Annotated in this window: 17 protein-coding genes; 7 read left to right on the forward strand and 10 right to left on the reverse strand. The window is 66.1% G+C overall.

Going from position 1 to position 23,856, the window contains the following annotated elements:
• Positions 1 to 59 precede the first annotated feature (59 nt).
• The 5 genes from FDY95_RS11005 to FDY95_RS11025 form a co-directional block, all read right to left on the reverse strand.
• The gene (locus tag FDY95_RS11005) at positions 60 to 518 is read right to left on the reverse strand and encodes a DUF4440 domain-containing protein (RefSeq protein WP_138077723.1); all 459 of its coding nucleotides are present in this window, start codon (positions 516 to 518) and stop codon (positions 60 to 62) included.
• An 86-nt stretch (positions 519 to 604) separates the two neighbouring features.
• A complete protein-coding gene (locus FDY95_RS26950; RefSeq protein WP_138077725.1) occupies positions 605 to 1,186 on the reverse strand; it encodes a YMGG-like glycine zipper-containing protein in 582 nt (193 codons plus the stop codon).
• Between the two features lie 213 nt (positions 1,187 to 1,399).
• Positions 1,400 to 2,320, reverse strand: a complete 921-nt coding sequence (locus FDY95_RS11015; RefSeq protein WP_138077727.1) for an alpha/beta hydrolase — start codon at positions 2,318 to 2,320, stop codon at positions 1,400 to 1,402.
• 316 nt (positions 2,321 to 2,636) lie between these two features.
• The gene (gene pbpC / locus FDY95_RS11020; protein WP_138077729.1) at positions 2,637 to 5,144 is read right to left on the reverse strand and encodes a penicillin-binding protein 1C; all 2,508 of its coding nucleotides are present in this window, start codon (positions 5,142 to 5,144) and stop codon (positions 2,637 to 2,639) included.
• 119 nt (positions 5,145 to 5,263) lie between these two features.
• Positions 5,264 to 5,707 carry a hypothetical protein gene (locus FDY95_RS11025; protein ID WP_138077731.1) on the reverse strand — a complete coding sequence of 148 codons (444 nt, stop codon included), beginning with the start codon at positions 5,705 to 5,707 and terminating at the stop codon, positions 5,264 to 5,266.
• Between the two features lie 131 nt (positions 5,708 to 5,838).
• Here FDY95_RS11025 and FDY95_RS11030 point away from each other — a divergent pair, with 131 nt between their 5' ends.
• The 5 genes from FDY95_RS11030 (at position 5,839) to FDY95_RS11050 (ending at position 15,914) form a co-directional block, all read left to right on the forward strand.
• A complete protein-coding gene (locus tag FDY95_RS11030; RefSeq protein ID WP_138077733.1) occupies positions 5,839 to 11,385 on the forward strand; it encodes an alpha-2-macroglobulin in 5,547 nt (1,848 codons plus the stop codon).
• Between the two features lie 311 nt (positions 11,386 to 11,696).
• On the forward strand, positions 11,697 to 12,452 hold the full coding sequence (locus FDY95_RS11035) for a hypothetical protein (protein WP_138077735.1): 756 nt from the start codon (positions 11,697 to 11,699) through the stop codon (positions 12,450 to 12,452).
• A 93-nt stretch (positions 12,453 to 12,545) separates the two neighbouring features.
• On the forward strand, positions 12,546 to 13,535 hold the full coding sequence (locus FDY95_RS11040; protein ID WP_246073996.1) for a M28 family peptidase: 990 nt from the start codon (positions 12,546 to 12,548) through the stop codon (positions 13,533 to 13,535).
• Positions 13,536 to 13,690: 155 nt separating this feature from the next.
• Entirely contained in the window at positions 13,691 to 14,599 is a 909-nt protein-coding gene (locus tag FDY95_RS11045) for a LysR family transcriptional regulator (RefSeq protein WP_138077737.1), read from the forward strand.
• A 112-nt stretch (positions 14,600 to 14,711) separates the two neighbouring features.
• A complete protein-coding gene (locus FDY95_RS11050) occupies positions 14,712 to 15,914 on the forward strand; it encodes a threonine synthase (protein WP_138077739.1) in 1,203 nt (400 codons plus the stop codon).
• A 215-nt stretch (positions 15,915 to 16,129) separates the two neighbouring features.
• Here FDY95_RS11050 and FDY95_RS11055 read toward each other — a convergent pair whose 3' ends face one another.
• The 3 genes from FDY95_RS11055 to FDY95_RS11065 are packed head-to-tail and all read right to left on the reverse strand — an operon-like array spanning position 16,130 to position 20,020.
• Complete coding sequence (locus FDY95_RS11055; protein WP_138077740.1) at positions 16,130 to 17,332, reverse strand: tetratricopeptide repeat protein; 1,203 nt, start codon at positions 17,330 to 17,332, stop codon at positions 16,130 to 16,132.
• 32 nt (positions 17,333 to 17,364) lie between these two features.
• Positions 17,365 to 18,639, reverse strand: coding sequence for a tetratricopeptide repeat protein (locus tag FDY95_RS11060; RefSeq protein WP_138077742.1), 1,275 nt, complete (start codon positions 18,637 to 18,639; stop codon positions 17,365 to 17,367).
• Between the two features lie 7 nt (positions 18,640 to 18,646).
• Complete coding sequence (locus FDY95_RS11065; protein WP_138077744.1) at positions 18,647 to 20,020, reverse strand: ATP-binding protein; 1,374 nt, start codon at positions 20,018 to 20,020, stop codon at positions 18,647 to 18,649.
• Between the two features lie 234 nt (positions 20,021 to 20,254).
• Here FDY95_RS11065 and FDY95_RS11070 point away from each other — a divergent pair, with 234 nt between their 5' ends.
• Complete coding sequence (locus tag FDY95_RS11070) at positions 20,255 to 21,637, forward strand: ammonium transporter (protein WP_138077746.1); 1,383 nt, start codon at positions 20,255 to 20,257, stop codon at positions 21,635 to 21,637.
• A 183-nt stretch (positions 21,638 to 21,820) separates the two neighbouring features.
• Positions 21,821 to 22,516, forward strand: a complete 696-nt coding sequence (locus FDY95_RS11075) for a hypothetical protein (RefSeq protein WP_138077748.1) — start codon at positions 21,821 to 21,823, stop codon at positions 22,514 to 22,516.
• Here FDY95_RS11075 and FDY95_RS11080 read toward each other — a convergent pair.
• Positions 22,473 to 23,333: a ZIP family metal transporter gene (locus tag FDY95_RS11080; RefSeq protein WP_212744889.1), complete on the reverse strand. Its 861-nt coding sequence runs from the start codon at positions 23,331 to 23,333 to the stop codon at positions 22,473 to 22,475. The two genes, FDY95_RS11075 and FDY95_RS11080, sit on opposite strands and share 44 nt — an antisense overlap.
• 82 nt (positions 23,334 to 23,415) lie before the next feature.
• On the reverse strand, positions 23,416 to 23,685 hold the full coding sequence (locus tag FDY95_RS11085; protein WP_138077750.1) for a DUF167 domain-containing protein: 270 nt from the start codon (positions 23,683 to 23,685) through the stop codon (positions 23,416 to 23,418).
• Positions 23,686 to 23,856 lie beyond the last annotated feature (171 nt).

Below are 23,856 nucleotides of genomic sequence, written 5' to 3' on the forward strand. Positions count from 1 at the left end.
CAAAACGCCCCGACAGTCACTGACTGCCGGGGCGTTTTCAATTTCGGTTAAACGGGCTGCTAACGCGCCCGCACCGGCAGGCCTTCGAGCTGGGCGTAGCCGAGCTTCCAGAGGCCCTTGGCGTTTTTCTTCCAGATCAGCACGAAGTTGCCTTCGCCGACGCCCGCGGGCTGGCCGGGGCCGGCGGGCAGCACATCCACCGAGTAGGTGCCGCCCTCGTAGGCGCTTTTGTCGTCGTTCATGGAGCTGGCCACGTTCAGGCGCAGGTTTTCGATAGTACCCATCGTGGCGCGGATCCACTTATCCGAGACTTCCGATTTGCCCTGGTAGTGGGCCTCGCCCTGCAGGAAGTGCACGTCGTCGGCCAGCAGGGTGTCGAGCTGAATGGCGTTGCGCGAGTTCCAGGCGGTGATGAACTGTTGGTCGAGGGTCTGCACGTTGACGGCGGGCGTTTCGGCGGTTTTGGTACACGCCGCGGCCAGGGCGGAAGCCAGCAGAATAGCTGCAAATGCTTTCATGGGACAGTTTTGGTTGGAGAGGTGAGGAAAGCGAAAACCCAGGCCCGAAGGCCTGGGTTTTCGGGGGAGCTTCGCGGCGAAGCGAATTACCAGCTTTTACGACGTACTTCCGACGAAGCGTAGGGGGTCGAACGGTCGCCGTAGGAGTTGTTGGGCAGGTAAGCGCCGGCCATCGAGTTGTTGTTGTACATCATGCCCGGGGCCGAGGCGGCGGCGAAGCCGGTAGCCATGGCAGTGGGCTGCAGGGCTTGCTGCTGCAGCACCTGGGGCTGCGGTTGGGTCTGGGCCAGGGCAGCTTTACGCTCGGCGGCTTCGGCGCGGGCAGCCAGGGCGTTGCGCTCGGCGCGGGCGGCAGCGGCGCTGCGCTCGGCGCGGGCAGCGCGGTTGGCGGCGGCTACGCGGGCGGCCTCGGCGGCTTCGGCCTTTTTACGGTTCTGGATGTTGCGGCCGATCATGTAACCGGTACCGGCACCAGCGGCGGCACCCACGGCCCCGCCCACTACGCGGTTTTTCTTGTTGATGATGGCACCGGCGGCGGCACCACCCAGGCCACCGATGATGGCACCTTTAGCTTGCGGGCTTACTTTGCTCTGCGCTTGAGCCGCGGCCGATTGCATTAGAATAACAACGGCGAGCAGCAGGCTGAAGATATACGGGAGCTTTTTCATGGCGGGGTTTCAGGTTAGGATTCCGAAGAATCAGACTCAACTTTGTTTCCTGGTTCTGACTGGGGTTTTGCAAGCACCGTGCCAAGAACGGATACAGAGCCCTTAACTGACCTCGCCAATGGAAGGTTACATCTGTACTGGAATGGCTGGGTTTGGAAATGAAAAAGCGCCTCAAAACTACTTTTAAGGCGCTTTTTACATGGCTGAAAAAAATTATCGACGCAGCCAGCCGCCCGCGTCCAGCCAGTTTTGCAGGCGCTCAAACCATTGGTCCTTGGTGGTCTTGTTGTTGAGCCCAAAGCCGTGGCCGCCCTGCGGATACAGGTGCATTTCCACCGGCACATGGTGGTGCAGGCAGGCCTCGTAGAAGCGCAGGCTGTTTTGCACTTTCACCGTTTTGTCGTCCTGGGCGTGCACCAGGAAGGTGGGCGGCGTCTGGGCCGTCACCTGCAGCTCGTTGGAGTACAGCCGTACTTGTTCGGCCGCCGGGTTGGCGCCCAGCAGGTTGGTGCGCGAGCCAACGTGCATCAGGCTGTCGGAGAAGCTGATGACGGGGTAAAGCAGCACCAGGAAGTCGGGGCGCACGGAAGTGCCTGACTTATCGTCGCCGGGGGGCTGGGCGAAGTGCGTGCCGGCGGTGCTGGCCAGGTGCCCGCCGGCCGAGAAGCCCAGGATGCCCACGCGGGCCGGGTCGATGCCGTATTCTTTGGCGCGCTGGCGCACCAGGCGCAGGGCTTGCTGGGCGTCGAGTAGCGGGGCGGTGGTTTTGTCGGGCTGGCTCTGGTCGTTGGGCAGGCGGTACTTCAGCACGAAGGCCGTAATGCCCAGCTCGTTCAGTCGCCTGGCCACGTCGTAGCCCTCGTGGTCGATGGAGAGGCGGGCGTAGCCTCCCCCCGGGCACACGATGACGGCCGTGCCGTTGGCCTTGTCCTTGGGGGCGCGAAACACCGATAGGGTGGGCTGCACCACGTTGGAAACGCGTACACCGCCGTTGGCCAGCGTTACGCTGGTTTCCTTCACCTCGCTGGGCTTGGAGTTGGGGATAGTGCCCGAGTAGAGCGGCTCGACGGTCTGGGCCGAAAGGGAGGAAGTGGAAATCAAGAGCACGAACAGGGAAACGACAAGCTGGCGCATGGTCGGAGAATGGTTAGTCGCCGAAGATACACGGCGGCGCGTGCGGCGGCACAACCACCGGCAGCCACGGTGGTTTGGCCGAGGCTGTGCGGCGAGTGTCGGCAAGTTCGCGTTAGGGCGTGTTCGGGATTTTAGGTTTTAGTCATGCTTGATCTGGCGTCCGCTTGCCGAAGCATCTCTACCGAACAACGAAGCGGTAAAGATGCTTCGCGGGGCGCAGCATGACGTTCTAAGGTAAATTTCAGCTGAATCCAAACGCGTTCTAGCAGGCGAATTTTTGGCATCAGCGCCAATTGAGACGCGAAGGGTCGCGTCGCTACAGCCGCTCCACCAGCACCTGCACGTCGGTGTTGCGGCCGTGGTCGTCGGCGCAGGAAATCTTCAGCGGGCCGGCCGCCGGGCGGATGAACACGGCTTCGGTGGGCGCGGCGGCTTGTACAAACTGGTCGTTGGCGTACCAGTACACCCGGCGCACGTCATTGGCGGCAGCGCAGCGCAACTGCAGCTGCTGGGAGCTGCCGCGTTCCAGGGCGTATTCGGCGTTGGGGGTGGGGGAGAGGATGCGCGGGGCCTGGGTGCCGGTGTCGTCGGTGCGGACCAAGGTGCAGGCAGGGTTGTGCGGGGGGCGCAGGGCGTGGGGCAGGCCCTGGGCGGCTTTGAAGGCCAGTACCTCGGGCGCGAAGTTGGGGTAGAGCACCCGGCGGTAGCCGGCGGCGGGCAGGCAGGCGCGGCAGTAGCTCACCGCGCCATCGGCCGATACGAACACCTCCTGCTGATGCTCGCAGCGGCGCACGTCGGAAATGCCGGGCAGGAAGTAATCCATGACCTGATCGGGGCAATGCTCGCCGGGCACCTGGCCGGTAACGGGGCATACCAGCCGAAAATCGAGGCCGGCGGGCGGGGCGTACCACTCGGCGCCGTCGTTGTAGGTGAGGGCGTTGAAGAGGTCGAAGAGCAGGGGGGTGGCCACGTCGGTGCCGGTGAGGGCGGGGGCGCCCTGGCCGGTGAAGTTGCCCACCCACACGCCGATGGTGTAGTGGCGGTTGTAGCCGATGCTCCAGGCGTCGCGGCGGCCGTAGCTGGTGCCGGTTTTCCAGGCAATGTGGGGCAGGCGCAGGGCGTTTTCGTGGCCTACGGGCAAATCGGGGCGCACCAGCTGGGAGAGGATGTCGGTGACGAGGTAGGCGGCGGACTCGGAGACGAGGCGGGCCTCACCCCCCGACCCCCTTCCCTCGCTTGATGCGCGACATCGTGGAGAGGGGGCGCCGGACGTCAGCAACGACGCGGGGCTGCTCCGCTCGCGCTGCGCAGCCCCGCCGGCAGGCGGCTCGTTGTTCGGTTTTGTCTTGGCGGCTGCGGCTTGTGGTGCGTTGGGGCTTTGTGTTGGCGTTTGAGTCCAGCGCAGGGGAGCGTAGAGGCCGCCGTTGGCCAGGGTGGAATAGAGGCCGACTAATTCTTCCAGCGTGGCGCCGCAGCCGCCCAGGATGGTGCTCAGGCCGAGCTGCGGGGCCTGGCGGGCCACGGTGCGGAAGCCGGCGCGGCGCAGCTGGCCGGTGAAGTCGCCCACGCCGACCTGCTGGAGTACATGCACGGCGGGAATGTTCAGCGAGTAGGCCAGGGCTCGTTCCAGCGTCACTTCGCCCTGGCAGTGCTTGTCGAAGTTTTCGGGCCGGAAGCCGCCGAAGTTGGTGGGCACGTCGGGCAGCACGCGCTTGGGCGTGATGAGGCCGCGGTCCAGGGCCACGGCGTAGAGGAAGGGCTTGAGCGTACTGCCCGGCGAGCGGACGGCCCGGATGCCGTCGACCTGGCCCTGGTGCAGGCCGTCGCGGAAATCAGCCGAGCCCACGTAAGCCTGCACGGCGTGGGTGCGGTTGTCGACGACGAGCACGGCGGCCTGGGTGATGCCCAGCGGCGCGAGGCGGCGCACGTACTGGCGCGTCAGGTCTTCGGCCTTGGCCTGGGCCGGGCGCACCAGCGTTGACCGCACGCCCCCGGCGTCCTGCTCTAGAAGCGAGGGAGGATTCTGGCGCTGTCGGGAGGCGTAGTAGTCCTGCACCAGGCGGCGGGCAAAGTGCGGGGCCAGGCGTGGGGCGGGGCGGCGGCGGGCCAGCAGCGGCTCCTGCAGGGCGTTGGCAATATCTTTCTGCGGAAAGACGCCTTCAGCCCCCAGGCGGCGCAGCCAGCGGTTGCGGGCCGAGAGCAGGGCCGCGTTGTGGCGGCCGGGCGCCAGGCCGGTGGGGTTGTTCGGCACGATGGTGAGCGTGACCGTCTGGGCCAGCGAGAGGTAGTGCGGGGGCTGCCCGTAGTAGAGCAGCGCGGCCGATTTGACGCCCTCCACGTTGGAGCCGTAGGGCACCAGATTCAGGTAGAGCTGCAGGATTTCGGCCTTGGAGTAGTGCGCTTCGAGCTGCAGGGCGCGCAGCATTTCCTGCAGCTTGCCGCCCACGGTGCGCTCCTTGGGCTCCAGCAGCCGCGCCACCTGCATGGTGATGGTGCTGGCCCCGGTGCGCCGCCCGCGGCCCAGCGCGTTGCGCCCGGCGGCCTGCAGCAGGGCTACGGGGTTGATGCCGGGGTGCCAATAAAACCACCGGTCTTCCTTGGCCACCAGGGCCCGGCGCAGGGTGGGCGAAATGTCGGGCAGGCCGGTGGGCAGGCGCCACTTCTGGTCGGGCGAGAGGTAGGCGTGCAGCACCGAGCCGTCGGCGGCCAGCACTACGGGCGAGGCGGGTGGGGGCGGAGGCAGCGGAAACAGCCAGTCGAGCCCCGCCAGCAGGAGCAGCAGTCCACTTCCGAGCAAAAGCGGTAGCCCGCGGCGCCGATTCATACCCGCAAGATAAGTATGCGAGGGTGGGCTGATTGGATTCGGCCTGGGGAGAATGACTATGAGAAGGCAGCAACGCATCCGGTGCGGGTTGCAAGGCGCTTGGCCGTGCCTGCGAGGCGTTAGAATAGCGGTTGGATGATTATTCCTTGCTGCTTTAAAGAATGTCCAAAGCCGCAAAAATTGCGGTACTCGCGTCCGGCGAAGGTCAGAACACGGCCCTCCCACCAGTGCGTAGCATCGTTTCGGCCCCATTCGGGATGTTCGACGGTAACGGACTTAAACACTTCGTCTAATGCCTGAATATGCTGCGCGAAAAGCTGACGCTCGGGCAGGGCAAGCAGCGCCACTTGGTGCAGGGCGTGCTCCAGCGGCTCCCGGGCTACATCCAAGTCGTTGTCGAGTTCGGGGGGAATGTCGCAGTAGCCCGCTAGAATTTCCTGGATCAGCTCCTGCCATCGACCGAGGGCTTCGGTGGGGCTTAAGGCTTCGCCGTGGGCAGCTGGCATCACCTGCCGAAACGCGGCGCTGTAATGAGCGCTGAAGTCAGGTGGCGCGGGGAGCATGGCCAAGAGGGTTTTGCCGTTACGAATACGGGAGGCTTCGGTGGCAAAACTATACCGGTACTGTCACCCATCCACATCCGTTTTTCTCTACCTTTCCCGCCCCTGCCGCCACCTATCTACCCTATTCCTTCATGACCCCCAACCAACTGCTCCGCCTGCCGCTGCTGGTGCTGCTGGCCTTGCTGTGCGCCTGCTCCAAACCCGGCGCCGACGACCAAACGGCCGCGGATGCCGCCGACGGCGAGGAAATCGACCCCTACGAAAACGTGGTATTCCGCTTCGATGAGGCGGTGGCCGCGGAAAGCCAGCTCAACCGCTGGGACACCACGCAAGTGGTGCGCTTCGAGCCGGCGGTGCGGGGCAGGTTTAAGTGGGCTTCGGACCGAGAGCTGGTGTTTTCGCCGGCCGAGCCGTTTCGGCCCAGCACGGCTTTTCGGGCTGAGGTGCGGCCCGAAGCGCTGCCCAGCGGCAAGCAGAAAGCCAAAATCAGCCGGGCCAACTTCCACACGCCCTACCTGCGCATGAGCGAGCCGCAGGTGTTCTGGACGGCCAGCGGGGCCGGCTCGGAGCCGCAAGCCCGGCTGAACGCGGTGTTCAACTACAACGTGCGCCCCGCCGACCTGCGCAGCCGACTGCAACTGACCTCGAACGGCCAGCCCGTAGCCTTCGAGGTGGTATCGGCCGAGCCGGACCGGGTGGTGGGCATCCGGCCCACGCAGCCGCTGGCGCCGGGCAGCACGGTGGAGCTGCACGTGGAGCCCGGCCTCAAGCCGGTGGGTGGGGGCAAGGGCACGGCCGGCAAGCTGGAAGCCTCGGCCCCGGTGCCCGACCCGCGCCAGCTGCAGGTGCGCGAGCTGACCGGCTCCCTGCTCAACGGCGAGCCGGTGGTGACGGTACTCACCGACCAGCCGATATCGGCCGAGCAGGCCCAAGCGGTGGTGCGCGTATCGCCGGAGGTGCCGTTTTCGGTGGAGGCGCTGGAAAGCGGCTTCGTGCTGCGCGGCGGCTTCGAGGTGGGCAAAACCTACACGGTGAGCCTCAACGCGGGCGGCTACGGCAGCCTGGGCGGGCAGATTACGGAGTCGTTCAGCCAGGCCGTGTCCTTCGGCGACGAGCGACCCAGCATCAGCTTTGCCAACGGCGAAAAGGCCATGTACCTCGGCGCCCAGGGCCTGCGCAACCTCGGGCTGCGGCTCAACGAGGTCGACAAAGTCAAGGTGAGCATCTACAAGGTGTACGCCAACAACATCCGCGAAATGCTGCGCGCCGGCGAGCAGTACGGCTACGAATCCAACGACGAGGAAGGCGGGGAGGAAAGCAATTACGAAGACGGCGAGTACGTGGACCGCAGCTACCGCTACTACAACACCGAGGACTTCGGCAATCTGCTCACGGAGCGCACTTACACGACTTCGGGCCTGCCCAAGGCCGGGGCGCTCCGCCTGCTGCACCTCTCGCTGGATGAGCTGGAATTCGGCTCCCAAATGAAGGGCCTGTACGTGGTGCGGGTGCAGGATACCGAGCGCAATTGGCTGCAGGTGTCGAAAATGGTGGCCGTGTCGGACCTGGGCGTGGTGGTGAAGCGCGACCTGAACGGCGGGGCCATGGTGTTCGTGAATTCCCTGCGCACGGCCAAGCCGGTGGGCGGGGCCGCGGTGCGCTTCGTCAGCCAGAACAACCAGGTGATGTTCACCGGCAGCACCAACGCGGGCGGCGTGGCCATGCTCAGCCAAGCCGACAGCGTGGCCAGCTCCCGCTTCCGGCTGGACATGGTGATGGTGCAGAGCGGGCAGGACTTCACCTTCCTGCAGCTGGAGCGCGCCCGCGTGGAAACCTCGCGCTACGACGTGGGCGGCCTGCAAGCCAACGCCGCGCACTACCAGGCCTTTCTCTACGGCGACCGGGACCTGTACCGCCCCGGCGACACCATCCGCTCCAACACCGTGGTGCGCACAGACGACTGGCGCCTGCCCGGCCCGGTGCCGATGAAAATCCGGCTGCTGCTGCCCTCGGGCAAGGAATACGCCAGCTACCGGCGCACCCTGAGCAAGGAAGACGGCTCGTTTGAGGCCCAGTTTATCCTGCCCCCGGCGGTGATGACCGGCCTCTACACCATGGAAGTGCTGACCGGCAACGACGTGCTGCTGACCTCGCGGCAGGTGAGTGTGGAGGAATTCATGCCCGACCGCCTGAAAGTGACCGTGACGACCACGCCCAAAAACGCCCAACCCGGCCAGACGGTGCGCGCCGCCGTGCTGGCCCAGAACCTGTTCGGCCCGCCCGCTACCGATAGAAAAGTGGAAGTGGAATTTTCGCTTAAGCAGAAGCCCTTCCAGCCCAAAGACTACCCCGACTACGACTTCTCGATCCGCAGCGGCACCGAGCCGCGCCGCCGCTACTACGGCGAGGAAAGCGGCGACGACAACTCCCTGAACTCGCGCTTCGAAAAAGCCGTGCGCGAGGCCCGCACCGACGAGCGGGGCCGCGCCACGGCCGAGTACGAAGTGCCCGCCTACCAGGACCTGGGCACGCTGGAAGGCACTGCCTTTGCCACCGTGTTCGACGAAACCGGCCGCCCGGTCAACCGCCTGGCCACTTTCGAGGTGCAGACCCAGCAGGTGATGTTCGGCCTGCAGCAGCTGCCGGAGCTGGTGAGTACCCGGCAGGCGCTGCCGCTGCGCGTGGTGGCCCTCACGCCCCAGGGCAAATCGGCCCGGGATGTCCAGGGGCAGGTGCAAATCGTGCGGGTGCTGTGGGAAACGGTGCTGGAGCGCCAGGGCGGGCGCTACACCTACAACTCCCAGCGCAAGGAGCAGACGGTGCTGAACACGGGCATCGTGGCCGGGCCGATGGCGCAGCTGAGCTACACGCCGGTGTACTCGGGCGAGTACGAGGTGCGGGTGTTCCGGCCCGGCGCGGCCACCTTCGTGGCCCAGACGTTCTACGCCTACGGCTACGGCGACACTCAGAGCAACGCCTTTGAGGTCAGCAACGAGGGGCAGGTGCAGATCGAGCCCGACAAGCCCAAGTACGCGCCCGGCGACAAAGCCACCCTGCTGCTCAAGACGCCCTTCCCCGGCCGGGTGCTGGTGACGGTGGAGCGCAACCGCGTGCTGGAGCACTTCTACGTGGATACCGACGAGAAATCGGCCCGGGTGACCATTCCCATCCGCGCCGGCCACGTGCCCAACGTGTACGTGACGGCCACCGCCATCCGTCCGCTCTCGGCCGATTCCAAAATCCCGCTGACCGTGGCCCGGGGCTTCGTGCCGCTGACGGTGGAAAAGCCCGATTCGCGCCTGCCCGTGGCCATCAAGGCCGTGGCCCAAAGCCGCTCCCAGACCTGGCAGACGGTGGAAGTGCAGACCAAGCCGAACGCCGCCGTGACCCTGGCCGTGGTGGATGAGGGCATTCTGCAGCTGAAAAACTACCGCACGCCCGACCCCTTCGGCTACTTCTACCAGAAGCGCGCCCTGGAAGTCACGGCCCACGACGTGTACCCCTTCCTGCTGCCCGAGCTGGGCACCAGCAGCAGCGGCGGCGACGGGTACGGTCTGAACCGCCGCACCACGCCCGTGCCCTCACGCCGGGTGCAGCTGGTGGCCCGCTGGAGCGGCGTGAAGCGCGCCGACGGCAACGGCCGGGTATTGGTCAAAATCCGCGTGCCGCAGTTCAGCGGGGCCCTGCGCCTGATGGCCGTGGCCTACAAGGACGACGCCTTTGGCTCGGCCGAGCACACCATGCGCGTGGCCGACCTGGTGGTCATCAGCACCGCGCTGCCCCGCTTCCTCAGCCCCGGCGACACGATTGACGTGCCGGTGACGCTGACGAATACGACGGGCAAACCGATGACAATTGCTCTTACTGCCAAAACGCAGGGCGCTTTGGCCTTTGCACTGTCGCAGATTCCGCCTAATGCATATGGCCATGAAGTGTTGCAGAATATCCAAGGATATGGTCAACTAAGCCTACCAGCCAACGCCGAGAAACGTTTTGTTTTCAAATATCCAGTAGTCAGTCAAGGAATAGGCAACAGTCAAATCCAGATTTCAGCTATTACCCCTGCGTCTGAGAAATTCACCGAAACCATCGAACTACCCGTCCGCCCGGCCTCGCCCTTGCAGATGCGCACCGGCGGCGGGGCGGTAGCGGGCGGCAAGACCCAGGCGCTGGATTTGCGCACCGACTTCCTGCCGACCTCGCAGCGCAGCCAGCTGGTGCTGAGCCGCTCCCCGATGACCGAGTTCAGCAAGGATTTGCGCTACCTGTTGCAGTACCCCTACGGCTGCCTGGAGCAAACCGTGTCGGCGGCCTTCCCGCAGATTTACTACCCCGACCTGGCCGCCACGCTGGGCCAGACCAAGAAAGCCCAGCGCTACAACCCCAACTACCACGTGCAGGAGGCCATCCGCAAGATTGAGAGCATGCAGCTCTACAACGGCGCCCTCAGCTACTGGCCCGGCGGCGACTACGACAACTGGTGGGCCACCACCTACGCCGCCCACTTCCTGCTCGAAGCCAAGCGCGCCGGCTTTGCCGTCAACCAGGGCATCCTCGACAAAACCCTGCGCTACCTGCAGTACCGGGTGCGCAAGCGCGAAACCGAGCCCTACCAGTACTTCGACGCCTCCAACATTGCCCGCGAGCAGACCATTGCCAAAAAGGAAAACGCCTACTCGCTCTACGTGCTGGCCCTGGCCGGCCTGCCCGACCCGGTGGCCCTGAACTACTACCGCGCCAACCAGCGCCTGCTGGCCCAGGACTCGAAGTTCGTGCTGGCCAGCACCAGCGCCCTGTCGGGCCAGACCAAGGGTTTCCGCGAGCTGCTGCCGCGCACGTTCAATCAGCCCGCCGCCCGCCGCGCCCTCGACGGCTCGTTCTACTCCCCGGTGCGCGACCTGGGCCTGGCCCTGAACACCCTCATCGACGCCGACCCCCAGAACCCGCTGGTGGCGCAGATGGCCCGCCAACTCTCGCGGCAGGTGAAATCGGCCGGCTGGCTGAGCACCCAGGAGCGCAGCTTCGCCCTGCTGGCCCTGGGCAAAGTGGCCCGTCAGAACAAGAACGCTACCGTCACGGCCACCCTGGCCGAGGTTACCGGCGCCGTGCTCGGCCAGTACAAAGGCCCGCAGGACCTGAACGTGAACAACGTGGCGAACCGCCGCCTGAGCCTGAAAACGGCCGGCACCGGCAGCCTCTACTACTTCTGGACCTTGGAAGGCATTTCGCCCACCGGCCGCATCACCGAGGAAGACCAGTACCTGCAAGTGCGCCGGCAGTTCCTGGACCGCACCGGCGCGCCGGTCGGCCGGGCCGAGTTCCGGCAGAATGACCTCATAGTGGTCAAAATCACGCTGCAGGCGGGCACCTACGCCGGCGAAGTGCCCAACGTGGCCATTACCGACCTGCTGCCCGCCGGCCTGGAAATCGAAAACCCACGCATCGGCGCCGTGCGGGAGCTGACCTGGGCCACCGACGCCGCCACGCCCGACTACCTCGACGTGCGCGACGACCGGATCAACCTCTTCACCACGGCTACCCAGCAGCCCAAGCACTTCTACTACCTGGCCCGGGCCGTGTCGAAAGGCACCTTCAAGCTGGGTCCGGTGAGTGCCGACGCCATGTACAACGCCGAGTACCACTCCTACAACGGCGCGGGCACGGTACGGGTGCGGTAGGTGTCACGCCGCCTGCTTTCCTCTTCGAATAAAAGCAACGCAGAGGTCGTTCAACGATAGAGGTACTACGACTTTGGAATCGTAGTGCCTCTATCGTTGAACGACCTCTGCGTCCTCCGCGTGACCTTTTGCGCCCTCTGCGGGAACCTGACGCCTGCGTCGCCTGAAAACGCCCGCACGGTCCTGATTCAAAGCCAAATAATAACTTGAAACCGGCCGCGATTTAGCCTATATTTAATAAGGGCAGCCTGGCCTTAACTTCCGCCTGCCGCTGCCGTTCTTAAGCTTCGTACGCTAACGTATTCCCGCCTATGAACCGTCCGCTACGCTACTGCCTGAGCCTGGTCAGCAGCCTGCTGCCGCTGGCCGCGGCGGCCCAGCTGAAGAGCATACCGCAGGAATTTGCGGCCAGCACCGTGGTGCTGACCAATGGCGACACCATTCGCGGTTCCCTGGTGCTGCACAACGACCTGGACCTGCTGCTGGTGACCATGGCCGACGGCACCGTGCGCACCGTGCCGGCGCTGGCCGTGCGCACGTTCGCCGTATCGGGCGAAGTCATGCGCTTCGACCGGCTTCCCCCGCAGTATTACAACTACGTATCGACGCCGCCGCGCATGCGGCGGCGCTGGGCGCAGGTGCAGCGCGCCCGGCCCTTTCTGGTGTACCCCTGGGACCACGACCACGACTACGCCACCTCTACCGCGCCGGCCTTCTTCGAGCGCCTCAACGGGGGGCCGGTAATACTGCTGCGCCGGCAGCGCCTGGTGTCGCGGGCCATGCCGTGGTCCGACCCCTCGTGGGTATCGGGTTACACCACGCGACCCGTCGGGATGCCCACCTACTACACCGATGTGCGCGAGCTGCTATACCTGGGTACCCCGCAGGGCAGCATCGTGGCGCTGCGCCGCCCCAAGCGCGACGTGCTGGCGTATTTCCCGGCCGAAGCCGAGCAGCTGGAGCAGTTTGCCCGCCAGCACAACCTGGACTTCAACGAAGGCGCCCACCTCGCGCGCATCGTGGATTACGCCAACAGCCTGCGCCAGATGACGGCCTCCACACAATAGCACCCTTAGGCCGCGCGTTGATTCCAAGTGCGGCCCCGGCGGTGGTTGCCAGATAAGGTCCGCCGAATCCATTCCCGTTAGCTTATTCGCTCCGTGCCCGCATTCCACCACCTGCGCCTGCTCTTTGGCTTGCTGCTGGTGGCGGGCGGATTGTTTTTTATCGGCCGCGGCCGGCGCCCCGCCGCCGCGTCTCTTTCGCTACCCGTTTCCTCTATGCCCGCCGACCAGGCCCGCCTCTACGCCGACGTCAAGTTTCTGACCGAGCTGCACCCCGCCCGCAACTACCGCAATCTGACTTCCCTCAACCAGGCCGCCGACTACATCAAGGCGGAATTCGGCAAGCTCGGCTGCCGGGTGACGGAGCAGCCCTTCACCGTGGCCGGCCGCCGCTACCGTAACATCATCGCCTGCTTCGGGCCCACGGACGGCGAGCGGGTGGTAGTCGGCGCGCACTACGACGTGTGCGACGACACGCCCGGCGCCGACGACAACGCCTCCGCCGTGGCCGGCCTGCTCGAAACCGCCCGCCTGCTGCACGCCCGCGCCCCGCAGCTCCGGCGCCCGGTGGAGCTGGTGGCCTACCCCAACGAGGAGCCGCCCTTTTTCGCCACCGAGGACATGGGCAGCTTCGTGCACGCTCAGGCTCTGCACGAGGCCGAGGTGCCGGTGCGGGCCATGCTCTGCTACGAGATGATCGGCTACTTCAGCGACCGGCCCGGCTCCCAACGCTTCCCGAACGCAGACCTGGCCTCGCTGTTTCCGAGCGTGGGCAACTTCATCATCGTCGTCGGCCGCGACGGGGAGGAGGCGTTTGCCCGCCGCGTGCAGCAGCTCATGCAGGGCGCCGCCCGGCTCGACGTGCAGCGCATCAACCTACCCGATTCGCTGTCCCTGGCCGGCCTCTCCGACCACCGCAACTACTGGCACTTCGGCTTCCCGGCGGTGATGATCAACGACACGGCTTTCCTGCGCAACCCCCACTACCACCAGCCCAGCGACACCATCAGCACGCTCGATTTCCGGCGCATGGCCGAGGTCGTCAATGGCGCGGTGGCGGCCGTGCTGGCGCTGGCCACGGAGTAGGGCTTCTCGTTATTCGTTCTTTGTTATTCGTTTTTCGAGACCTGACGGTCAGAAACAGAAGCGGCCTGAGCAGTGCAAGGCAAGGATTGTCAGGCCCTGATCCTCATGTTGGAACGGGGGCGAACAACGAAAGACGAGTAACGAAAAACAATTACATGCTTTCCAACCAGCACGAAGTATTTCTGGAAGTAGCCCGGCGGCTGAGCTTCACCAAGGCCGGGCAAAGCCTGTTCCTGAGCCAGTCGGCGGTGAGCAAGCAGGTGAAGGCGCTGGAGGAATACTACCGGGTGGGGCTGTTTGAGCGGCTCGGCAACGCGGTGGCCCTCACGCCAGCCGGGCAGCTGCTCTACCGCAAGCTGCTGCAGGCCCAGCAGCTGCAGGCCGAGCTGCGCGAGGAAATGGCCGCCCTCAGCCCACGCTTCACGCCCGACATCCACATGGTCATCGGGGCCAGCACCACCGTGTCGCTCTACGTGCTGCCGGCCGTGCTGTCGGGCTACCTGGCCGAGCACCCGCACACCCAGCTCACGCTCAAAAACCGCAACAGCGAAAACATCCTCAAGGCTCTGCTCGACCACGAAATCGACCTGGGCGTCATCGAGGGCATTCACCGCGTGAGCAACGTGACCTACACCCCGCTGCTTACCGACGACGTGGTGGCCGTGTGCTCGGCCCGCAACCCGCTGCGCCACCAGCAGCTGGCCCTCACCGACCTCTACCGCGTGCCGCTGGCCCTGCGCGAGGCTGGCTCGGGCACCCTGGCCGTGCTGGAGCAGGCCCTGCAGGCCCAGCGCATCCGCCTGGCCGATTTGCGGGTGCAGGTGCGCCTGGGCGGCACCGAGGCGCTGAAAAACTTCGTGCGCGTGGACGACCAGGTGCTGGCTTTTCTGCCCCGGCAGGCGGTGGCCCGGGCCCTCTCGGCCGGCGAGCTGGCCGAGGTGACGGTGCGCGACCTGCTGCTCAAGCGCCACTTCGAGTTTATCCAACGCCGGGGCACCGAAAACCTGGCGCCGTTCCGCGAGTTCATGCAGTTTGCGCTGCGCTACTATTCCGAACGGGAATAGCCTATGCCGAAATACCATTTGCCAGGGGCATAACTGCAAGGCTACTTGCGGCCGTTTCAGGGGCAGATTCCGCCGCCACCGGGTTCTGCTCACCTGCTTTTCCGCCGTAGCCATGCTTTTCGCCACCGATACCGCCACCAGCTTACTTTCCCAACTGGAGTGCAGCCGCTGCCATGCTCCCTACGAGGCGGGCGTGCCGCACACCGTCTCCGCCTGCTGCGCCGCGCCGCTGCTGGCCCGCTACGCCCTCGAGGCCGCCCCGCCGCGCAGCGTGCTGCCCGGCCGCGAAGCCACCATGTGGCGCTACCGCGAGCTGCTGCCCCTGCACGACGACGCCCACCGCGTGAGCCTGGGCGAGGGCATGACGCCCATCCTGACGCTCGACAACCTGGCCGCCCGCTACGGGCTGCGTTCCTTGCGCCTCAAGGACGAAGGCCAGAACCCCACCGGTTCGTTCAAGGCCCGCGGCCTGAGCATGGCCGTGTCGATGGCCCGGGAGCTGGGCGCGGCCGGCTGTATCATCCCCACGGCCGGCAACGCGGGCGTGGCTATGGCGGCCTACTGCGCCAAGGCCGGCCTGCCCGCCACGGTGGTCATGCCGCGCCACACGCCCGTCGCCTTTCAGGAAGAATGCCGCTGGTACGGCGCCGACGTGCAGCTGGTCGACGGGCTCATCAACGACTGCGCGGCCCGGGTGCGCGAGCTGAACGCCGCCGGCCAGCTGCTCGACGTGTCGACGCTGAAGGAGCCGTACCGCATCGAAGGCAAGAAAACCATGGGCTACGAGCTGGCCGAGCAAGGGGGCTGGCACCTGCCCGACGTCATCCTGTACCCGGCCGGCGGCGGCACCGGCCTCATCGGCATCTGGAAAGCCCTGCGCGAAATGCAGGCCATCGGCTGGCTGCCGGCCGAGGCCAGGCTGCCGCGCATGGTGGCCGTGCAGGCCGAAAACTGCTGCCCGCTGGTAGCGACGCTGGCCGGCCGGCAGCCCAACTGCCAGCAGTACCAGGGCCGCCCCACCATTGCCAACGGCCTGGCCGTGCCGCGCCCCCTGGGCGAAGCGCTGATGCTGCAGGTGCTGGCCGAATCCAGCGGCACGGCCCTGGCCATCGGCGACGAGGATATGCTAACCGGGATGCGCGAGCTGGCGCGGCTGGAAGGCCTGTTCGTGGCCCCGGAAGGCGCGGCCGTGTGGATGGCCGCCCGGCAGCTGCTGGCCACCGGCTGGCTGCGCCCCGACGAAGAGCTGCTGCTGCTCAACACCGGCTCGGCCCAGAAATACCTCGACAATGTGCTGGGCCGCTACGCGCAGTAAGACAATGGGCATCCGGCTAACAGGCCGTCGTGCGGAGCGCGGTCGGAGCATCTCTGCCGAACAACGCGGTAGAGATGCTCCGACCGCGCTCCGCACGACGTTTGCTTGCTCGCTGGCCACACGGCCAAAGAAGCGCAACAAGCACTGCCACCAATAACGAAAAGGGCCGCGTTCTTCGGAACGCGGCCCTTGATTATTCAATACGGCTGATGGCTTTAGCCCCGCAGGGCGAAAAACCAGACGTAACCCAGCGTGCCGAACAAAAAGACCCCGAAGAGCGGGCCGCCGAGGGGCAGGCCCAGGCCCGTCAGCAGCGCGGCGGCCACGCCCACGACGGCCAAGGCCATGCCGGCCCACCTGGACTGCTGCCGGCGCACGGGGCGCCACTGCCGCTGCGTGCCCACCAGCGGGAAGAGCAGGCCCAGGCCAACCATGCCGAGCATGGTCAGCGCCCCGGTGTGGGTGAAGTAGCCCGCGCCGAGCACGGCCGCTGCGGCCAGCAGCAGGCCCAGGAAGTGGTTGGAGTTGCGCGTGTCCTCTTCGCTCAGGGCGTGCCGGCCGTAGCGGTTCAGGCGCAGCAAGGAGTTGAAGATGGGCTCGGCAAACCAGCTCATGTACACCAGCGCCAGGTACAGCGGCAGCAGCACCGGTACCAGGCGCGAGAGCAGAAACAACCCGATGAACAGCCCGCGCTGGGCGCCGCTGCCCAGGTTCTGCGTCCAGACCATGAAGCGGTAAAACCAGTTGTAGACCCAGAAGCGGGCCTTGAGCGCCGCCACCAGTCCTTCGCGGGCGTACTCCAGGGTGGGCTTCAGGCGCAGGGCTTCGCGGAAGTGGACGGCGGCTTCCTGGGCCCGGCCGCGCTCCAGGGCCACCCAGCCCAGGTCGGCGTAGGTGCCGGCGTCGCCGGGGCTCTGGCGCAGGGCTTCGTCGAGGTCGGCCTGGGCTTCGTCGCGGCGGCCGAGGCGGGCCAGGCAGCGGGCGCGCAGGCCCAGGCAGTCGACGTGGGTGGGGTCGGTGGCCAGGCCGGCTTCGGCGGCCCGCAGCGCGCCCTGCAACTGCCCGCGCTGAAAGCGAATCAGGCCGAGCACGTGGTGGTAATCGGCCTCCAGCGGGTCCAGGGCCAGGGCTTCTTCGACGGCCTGCTGGGCGGCCGGCAGCTCGTGCTGGCGCTGCAGGGTGGCGCTAAGCACGTAGTAGGCAAAGCTGTACTCGGGGTCGGCCGCAATGGCGCGGTGCGCGGTTTCCTGCGCCTCGGGCAGGCGGTCCTGCTCCATCAGGGCCAGGGCCAGCAGCGTCTGCACGTAAGCGTTTTCGGGGTCGTCGAGCAGCAGGCGGCGGGCTTCCTGCTCGGCGTCGGCCGGGCGTTTGTGCTGCAGCAGCAGGTGCAGGCGGGCGGTATCCTGGTAGGTAGACATAGCGGAATCAAGCGGAAGACAGCGGGGAGGAGCTAGTCGGTGCGGGCGGCCCGCCGGGCGCGGCGGATGCGCAAGAATAACAGCCCGCCGGTGAGCAGCAGGGTAAGCGGCGGGGCACCCCAGCGCCAGAGGGCTTCCCACGCCGCCGCCGTCAGGCTAGCCGCCAGCATTGCCGCCGCCATCAACAACCAGGGCAGTGGCGACTTGTCGGGCAAAGGGTCCGTCGCAGCCGCTCTAAACGCCGCCGTGACACCGGCCACGGTGGCCACCAAGCCGCCGGTCAGCCCGGGACCCAGGGCGCTTTCGGGCACCCCTAGCTGCAACAGGCTCCAAACCAATCCCGGCAGCAAGGCCAGGCCCAGCAGCAGCCACGAAACCAGCGGGCCGTAGCGGTACAGCGTCTGCCGGGCGTAGGACCCAGTGCTGTCGGGCCGCGCGCGCAGGCGCCGGATGCCCGGGTGCAGCCGCCAGTACGCCGCTTCGAAGCCCAGAAACAGCAGCAGCGGAATGCACAGCAGGCTGAGCGGGATAAGAATCAGCAGAAAGTGGCCCCAGGCCCGCAGCTGCCCGCGCTGGGTGCCCTCCGAAATGAATGTCAGGTAGCGCTGCAGGCGCCAGCTCAGGCGGCCGTGCCACGACAACAGGCGCAGGGCCTGGGCGGCACCGAGGCGCGCCGGCTCGTTGCCGGGTTCCAGGCGCAGCGCCTCCCGAAAATGGCTCTGCGCCGCCGCAAATGCTTCTTGGCGTAGCGCCTCGCGGCCCAGTAGGCGGTGCGTGATGGCGTGGTCGGAGCGTGCCCGTTGCAGCTGCTCCAGCGCTTCGGGCAGCTGCGCCCAGGCTTGCAGGCCGTGCAGCGCTTCCACCCGCTGCACCAGGCATTCGGCGTGCTGTGCGTCGAGAGCGAGGCCCCGCTCGGCTTCCTGTTGGGCTTGGGCAAACTGCCCCTGCTGATTCAGAAACCAGGCGTGCGTACCCAAGTACTTGGGGCTGAGCGGCTGCAGCCGCAAGGCGTGCCCAATGGCCCGGAGCGCGGCGGGCAAATAGCCCTGCCGCTGGCTGATCAGGCCCAGCAGGTAGTAGGCTTCGTTGGATTGCGGCTCCAGGCCCAGGGCCGTCAGCACGGCTTCGCGGGCCGCGGGCAGCCGCGCCTGGCGCAGCAGGGCCAGCCCCAGCAAGGTGTGGGCAAAGGCGTGGCGCGGCTGCGCCAGCAGGTGCCGGCGTATCACCTGCTCCGCCTCGGCGGGCCGGCGCACGGCCAGCAGGTGCTGCGCGGCCTCCTCCCAGCGGCCGTCCTCCATCTGCGGCATGGCGCGGCTACTTCTTGATGCCTAGATAAGTGAGGATGTCGTCGTAGGTACCGCCCTCGTTGGAGTACAGGGCGTAGTTTTTGGCCGTGGCAAACCACTCCTTGGTGCTCGGCCGCACCTGCTTGGCGGCGCCCAGCAGGTCGCTTTGTTGCACCGGCAGCGGCCGCCCCGCCCGCATCGACTCGCGCAGGCGGGTCTCCACGCCCTGGTCGACCACGGCTTTGAGGTCGGCGCCCGAGAAGCCGGCGGTCTGGGCGGCCACGGCTTTCAGGTTCAGCTGCTCGTCGACGGGCTTGCCGCGCAGCATCACGTCCAGGATGGCTTCGCGGGCGGGCTCGTCGGGCGGGGTTACCAGTACGATGCGGTCGAAGCGGCCGGGGCGGCGGAAGGCGGGGTCGAGGTGCCAGGGCGCGTTGGTGGCGGCTAGGATGAGCACGCCGTCGTTGGAGCGGCGGGCGCCGTCGAGCTCCTCCAGAAACTGGTTGATGAGGGTGCGGCCGGCACTCTGGCGCAGGTCGTGGCGGTTGGCGGCCAGCGCGTCCACCTCGTCGAAAAACAGCACGCAGGGCGCCTGCATCCGGGCCAGCTCGAACAGCTCGTGCAGCTTCTTCTCACTCTGACCCAGCCACATGTCCAGAATGTCGCTGATGCCCACGTGGATAAACGAGGCCTTTACCTCGCCGGCCGTGGCCCGGGCCAGGTAGGTTTTGCCGCAGCCGGGCGGGCCGTAGAGCAGCAGCCCGCCGCCCGCGGCCTTGCCGTAGGCCTTGTAGAGGTCGGCAAACTGCAGCGGGTGGATGATTTTGAGGCGGATTTCCTCTTTTACCGCTTCCATGCCGCCTACTTCCGCGAAGGTGATGGTGGGCTTTTCGAGGCCGGCAAACAGCGCCTTCTCATCCAGCCCGGCAGGCGAGATGCTGGCGGTGTACTCGGTGGAGCCGCCGCCGGTGGCCGGGCGGGCGGCGGGGCGCAGGCCCAGCTGCTCGTCCAGCTCGGCGTCGCGCAGCCCGGCGTCGAGCTGCAGGGCCTGCTGGTAGGCGTGGCGGGCTTCGTCGGGCGGGCCGCCGGCGCGGGCCAGCAGGCGGGCGTGCAGCAAGTGGGCGCGGGCGTGCTCGGGCTGCGCGTGCAGCAGCTCTTCCAGCACCACCAGGGCGGCCGAGGTCTTGCCCAGGGCGGCGTAGGTTTCGGCCAGTCCCAGCTGCAGCTCGGCGTCGTGGGGGGCTTGGCGCAGGCCGGCGCGGTAGTGCTCGTCGGCCTCGGTCAGGCGGCCGAGCTGGCGCAGCAGGGCGGCCACGTGGCGACGCAGCGGGAGGTTGTCGGGCGAAAAAGCCAGCGCGTCGAGCAGCGGCTGCAAGTCGGAAGGATTCGGTACGGCGGACATTACACGCGAAACGGGTTCGATCTGCAAGCTACGGCTTTCGCCGGCCAGCGGGGAAAACGAAAGCGGATGCTGCTAAACCGGAAAAAAATAAATTTTAGCGCCTAGTCTATTATAAAGAGGGGTGTCGGGCGTTGCAATCGTTTGCTATTCGGAGTTAATGCCTATCGATAGAAGGGGGTGTTGCGAAAAATTAGCGTGTTTTTGTAACTTGACCCCTGAAAAATTAAGGTCAATATGGTTTTTCCCGCCTCTTCTCCTTTGTCGGTTGCTCGCATTGCCCTGGGTGGGCTGCTGCTGGCCGCCCTCGTTGCCGCCGGCGTGCCCACCGAGCACCCCGCGGCGGCCCCCGGCTCGCTCAACGGCGCTGATATTGCCTGGATGCTCACCGCCACGGCCATGGTGCTCATCATGACGCCCGGCCTCTCGTTTTTCTACGGCGGCATGGTGCGCCCCAAAAACGTCATCAGCACCATGCTGCAGAGCTTCGTGGCCCTGGGCGTCATCTCGCTGGTGTTCTACTTCGTGGGCTTCTCCCTGGCCTACGGCGACTCCTGGCACGGCCTGATCGGCAACCCGCTGACCTTCGCTTTGCTAAACCACGTGGGCACGGCCCCGCACCCGCTGCTCTCGCCCACCATTCCGTTTATCCTCTACTTCGCCTTTCAGCTGAAGTTTGCCATCATCACGCCGGCCCTGATTACGGGTTCCTTCGCCGAGCGGGTGCGCTTCAAGGGCTACCTGGCGTTTATGGTGCTGTTCTGCCTGTTTATCTACTGCCCGCTGGCGCACTGGACCTGGCACCCCGAGGGCTTCCTGCGCAAGTGGGGCGTGCTCGACTTCGCCGGGGGTACGGTGGTGCACATTTCGGCCGGCATTGCGGCCCTGGCCGGGGCCATGGTGCTGGGCCCGCGCACCACGCACCAGCGCAAAACCGTGTTTTCGACGCCCAACGTGCCCTACGTGATGCTGGGCACCGGCCTGCTGTGGTTTGGCTGGTTCGGCTTTAATGCCGGCTCGGCCCTGGCCGCCAACGAGCTGGCCGCTACCGCCTTCGTGAACACCAACCTGGCTTCGGCCGCGGCCCTGTTTGCCTGGCTGCTGATGGAAGTGGCCCGCGGCGGCAAGCCCACGGCCGTGGGCGCCTGCGTGGGTGCGGTGGTGGGCCTGGTGGCCATTACGCCCGCCGCCGGCTACGTCACCTACGGGCAGAGTATCCTGTTCGGGGTGCTGGCCTCGGTGATTAGCCAGCTGGCCGTGCACTGGCAAAACTCGCGCACCGGCATCGACGACACCCTCGACGTATTCCCCTGCCACGGGCTGGGCGGTATTGTCGGGATGCTGCTCACCGGTATATTTGCCGACAAGGTGGGGCTGGTTCACGGCACGGCCACGGTGTTTGGCTACCACGTGCTGGCCCTGCTGATTGTGGTTAGTTACTCCTTCGCCGGCACCTGGCTGCTGCTCAAGCTTACCGGCCGCTTCTTCGCCCTGCGCGTGAAGCCCGCCGACGAAGAGCTGGGCCTCGACCTGAGCCAGCACGAGGAATCCACCTACCACATCGACGAAGAATTTGAGCGCACCTACCGCAAGGAGCTTCTGCCCGCGGAAGTGCACTAATGCAAGCTGATTTCGCGCCGTCAGTCGCCGTCCGGGGTTGACTGATCACCCACGGCGCGGACCAGGGGGGAGGTTCAGTGAAGTAGGGAGAAAAGCCGCCAGAGGGGAAACTGGCGGCTTTTCGTTTTTATTGCGGGCGCATTGCCCGGGTGCTGCGCGCCAACAACTCTATTTCCCTTCCTGATGATCCTGTCATCCACGTGGCTGGTGACGCTTTCCCGGCAGCTGAACGTACTCAGCATCGCCGCCGCGCTGGTGCCGGTGGCCATAGGGCTGCTGTATTGGCGACATCTGACACCCACGGGCCGCTGTCTATGGGCGTGTTCGTTACTGGCCAGTCTGCTGCTGGGGGTGATGTGCGAATACGGGCGCATCGTGTGGCACAACAACATCCTGCCGCTGCGCAGCCAGGTATGGCTGGAAACGGTGCTGCTCACGGCGGCCTACTATTACACCTTTACCAGCCCGAAACGCCGAATTATTCCGTGGCTGATAGGGGCCTTTACCCTGGGCGCCATCGGCGAAACGGTGTGGCTGATGGACTGGCGCGTGGGCAACGGGCCGTACCTGCACGTGCTGCAGGCCATGCTGCTGATCGGGGTGGTGCTGGCGTATTTCGAGCAGCTGCTCAACAACCCGTCCCCCGGGCCGCTGAAGCGGAACCCCATGTTCGTGGCCAGCGTGGGGGTCATGTTTTATTACGCCGGCACCGTGTTCGTGTACGTGCTGGAGCGCATCATGCGCCAGGACACCGACCAGATCCGGATGATGTTTAACATTGAATATGCCCTGCGCATCGTCGCGCTCAATGGGGGCATTGCCGCCGCGCTCTGGCTTATCGGGCGGCAGCGCGGGCGGCCGGCGCGTGCTTTTCGATGACCTCGGGCGCATTGGGGTCGTTCTTGTCGAGCTTACTGAGGTAAAAGGCCGCCAAAAAGCCCAGCACCGTAATCAGCCCGGTGAAATTATGGGCTACTTCGAAGGCTTCGGGAATCATCGTGTCGGCAATCATGGCCAGCACGGCGCCGGCCGCTACGGCCGTGGTGGCGGCCACCACGTTGGCCGAGAAGTGGCTGAAAATGGCAAAGCCGGCCCAGGACGCAATGCCCGAAATCAGTGCGATGCCGCCCCAGAGCAGCAGCACGTAGCGGGCCGAGCGCCCGGCTTTTTTCATGCCGGCGGCGCTGCTCAGGCCCTCGGGCAGGTTGGAGAGAAAAATGGCTACCACCGCCACGGTGCTCACCACGCCGCCGGCCAGCATGCTCAGCCCGATGACGATGCTTTCGGGAATGCCGTCGAGCAGGGCGCCCACGGCCAGGGCCATGCCGTTGTCGTCGCCGGCGTCGTTGCCCTCGGTTTCGCCTTTCTGCACCTCTTTCCGTTCGGTGGCCTGCTCGTGGCCCGAGCGTTTGCGGTGCTTGGCGCCGTAGCGGGCCAGCAGCCAGTTGGCCCCCGTGAAGGCCGCCGCGCCGCCCACGAAGCCCAGGCCGGTGGCGTTGAAGCCGCCGCGGGCGTAGGCTTCCTCCATCAATTCCAGCGAGAGGGTCGAAATCAACACGCCGCTGCCGAAGGCCATGACGGCCGCGATGAGCCGCTGCGGTACGTGCGCGAAGTAGCCAACGGCGGCGCCCAACAGCAATGCGGAGCCCGAAACCAGGCCCCAAAAACCGGCCAGCAGCCAGGTAGGAAATGTCATGTAGGTGGTGCCTGGTGCGTAATAATTGGTGCTTAGGTCGCACAAATAGTCGAGTCAGGCACCCTGCACTACGCACCCGGCACTATTTCGGATATGCCGCTAAGGCCGCGCGCAGCTCCGCGTCGGTCAGATCGGGCACGTCGACCTTCTTAAACGGGGCCGTGTGGCCGCTGACGAGCGTGAGGCGGCTGCGCGGCACGCCCAGCACCGTGGCCAGAAAACGCAACAGGCAGTCGTTGGCCTTGCCGTCCTGGGCCGGGGCGTGCAGGCGCACGGTCAGCACGCCATCGGCGGCCAGCTCCAGGGCGTTCTGCCGGGCGTTGGGCCTGGCCTTCAGGTGCAGGGTAGCCATGCGGTGAGATGGTGAAATAGTGAAATGGTGAGTTGATGTTCAGGCGGCGCCGATGACGCGCAAAGTTCCGCAAAAGCCGAAACCATCCGCGGCGTTTGACAATACCTTATTTCACCATTTCACCATTTCACCATTTCACCATTTCACCATTTCACCATTTCACCATTTCAC

It is taken from the genome of Hymenobacter jeollabukensis, assembly GCF_005771675.1.
GTDB classification, from domain to species: Bacteria; Bacteroidota; Bacteroidia; order Cytophagales; family Hymenobacteraceae; genus Solirubrum; species Solirubrum jeollabukense.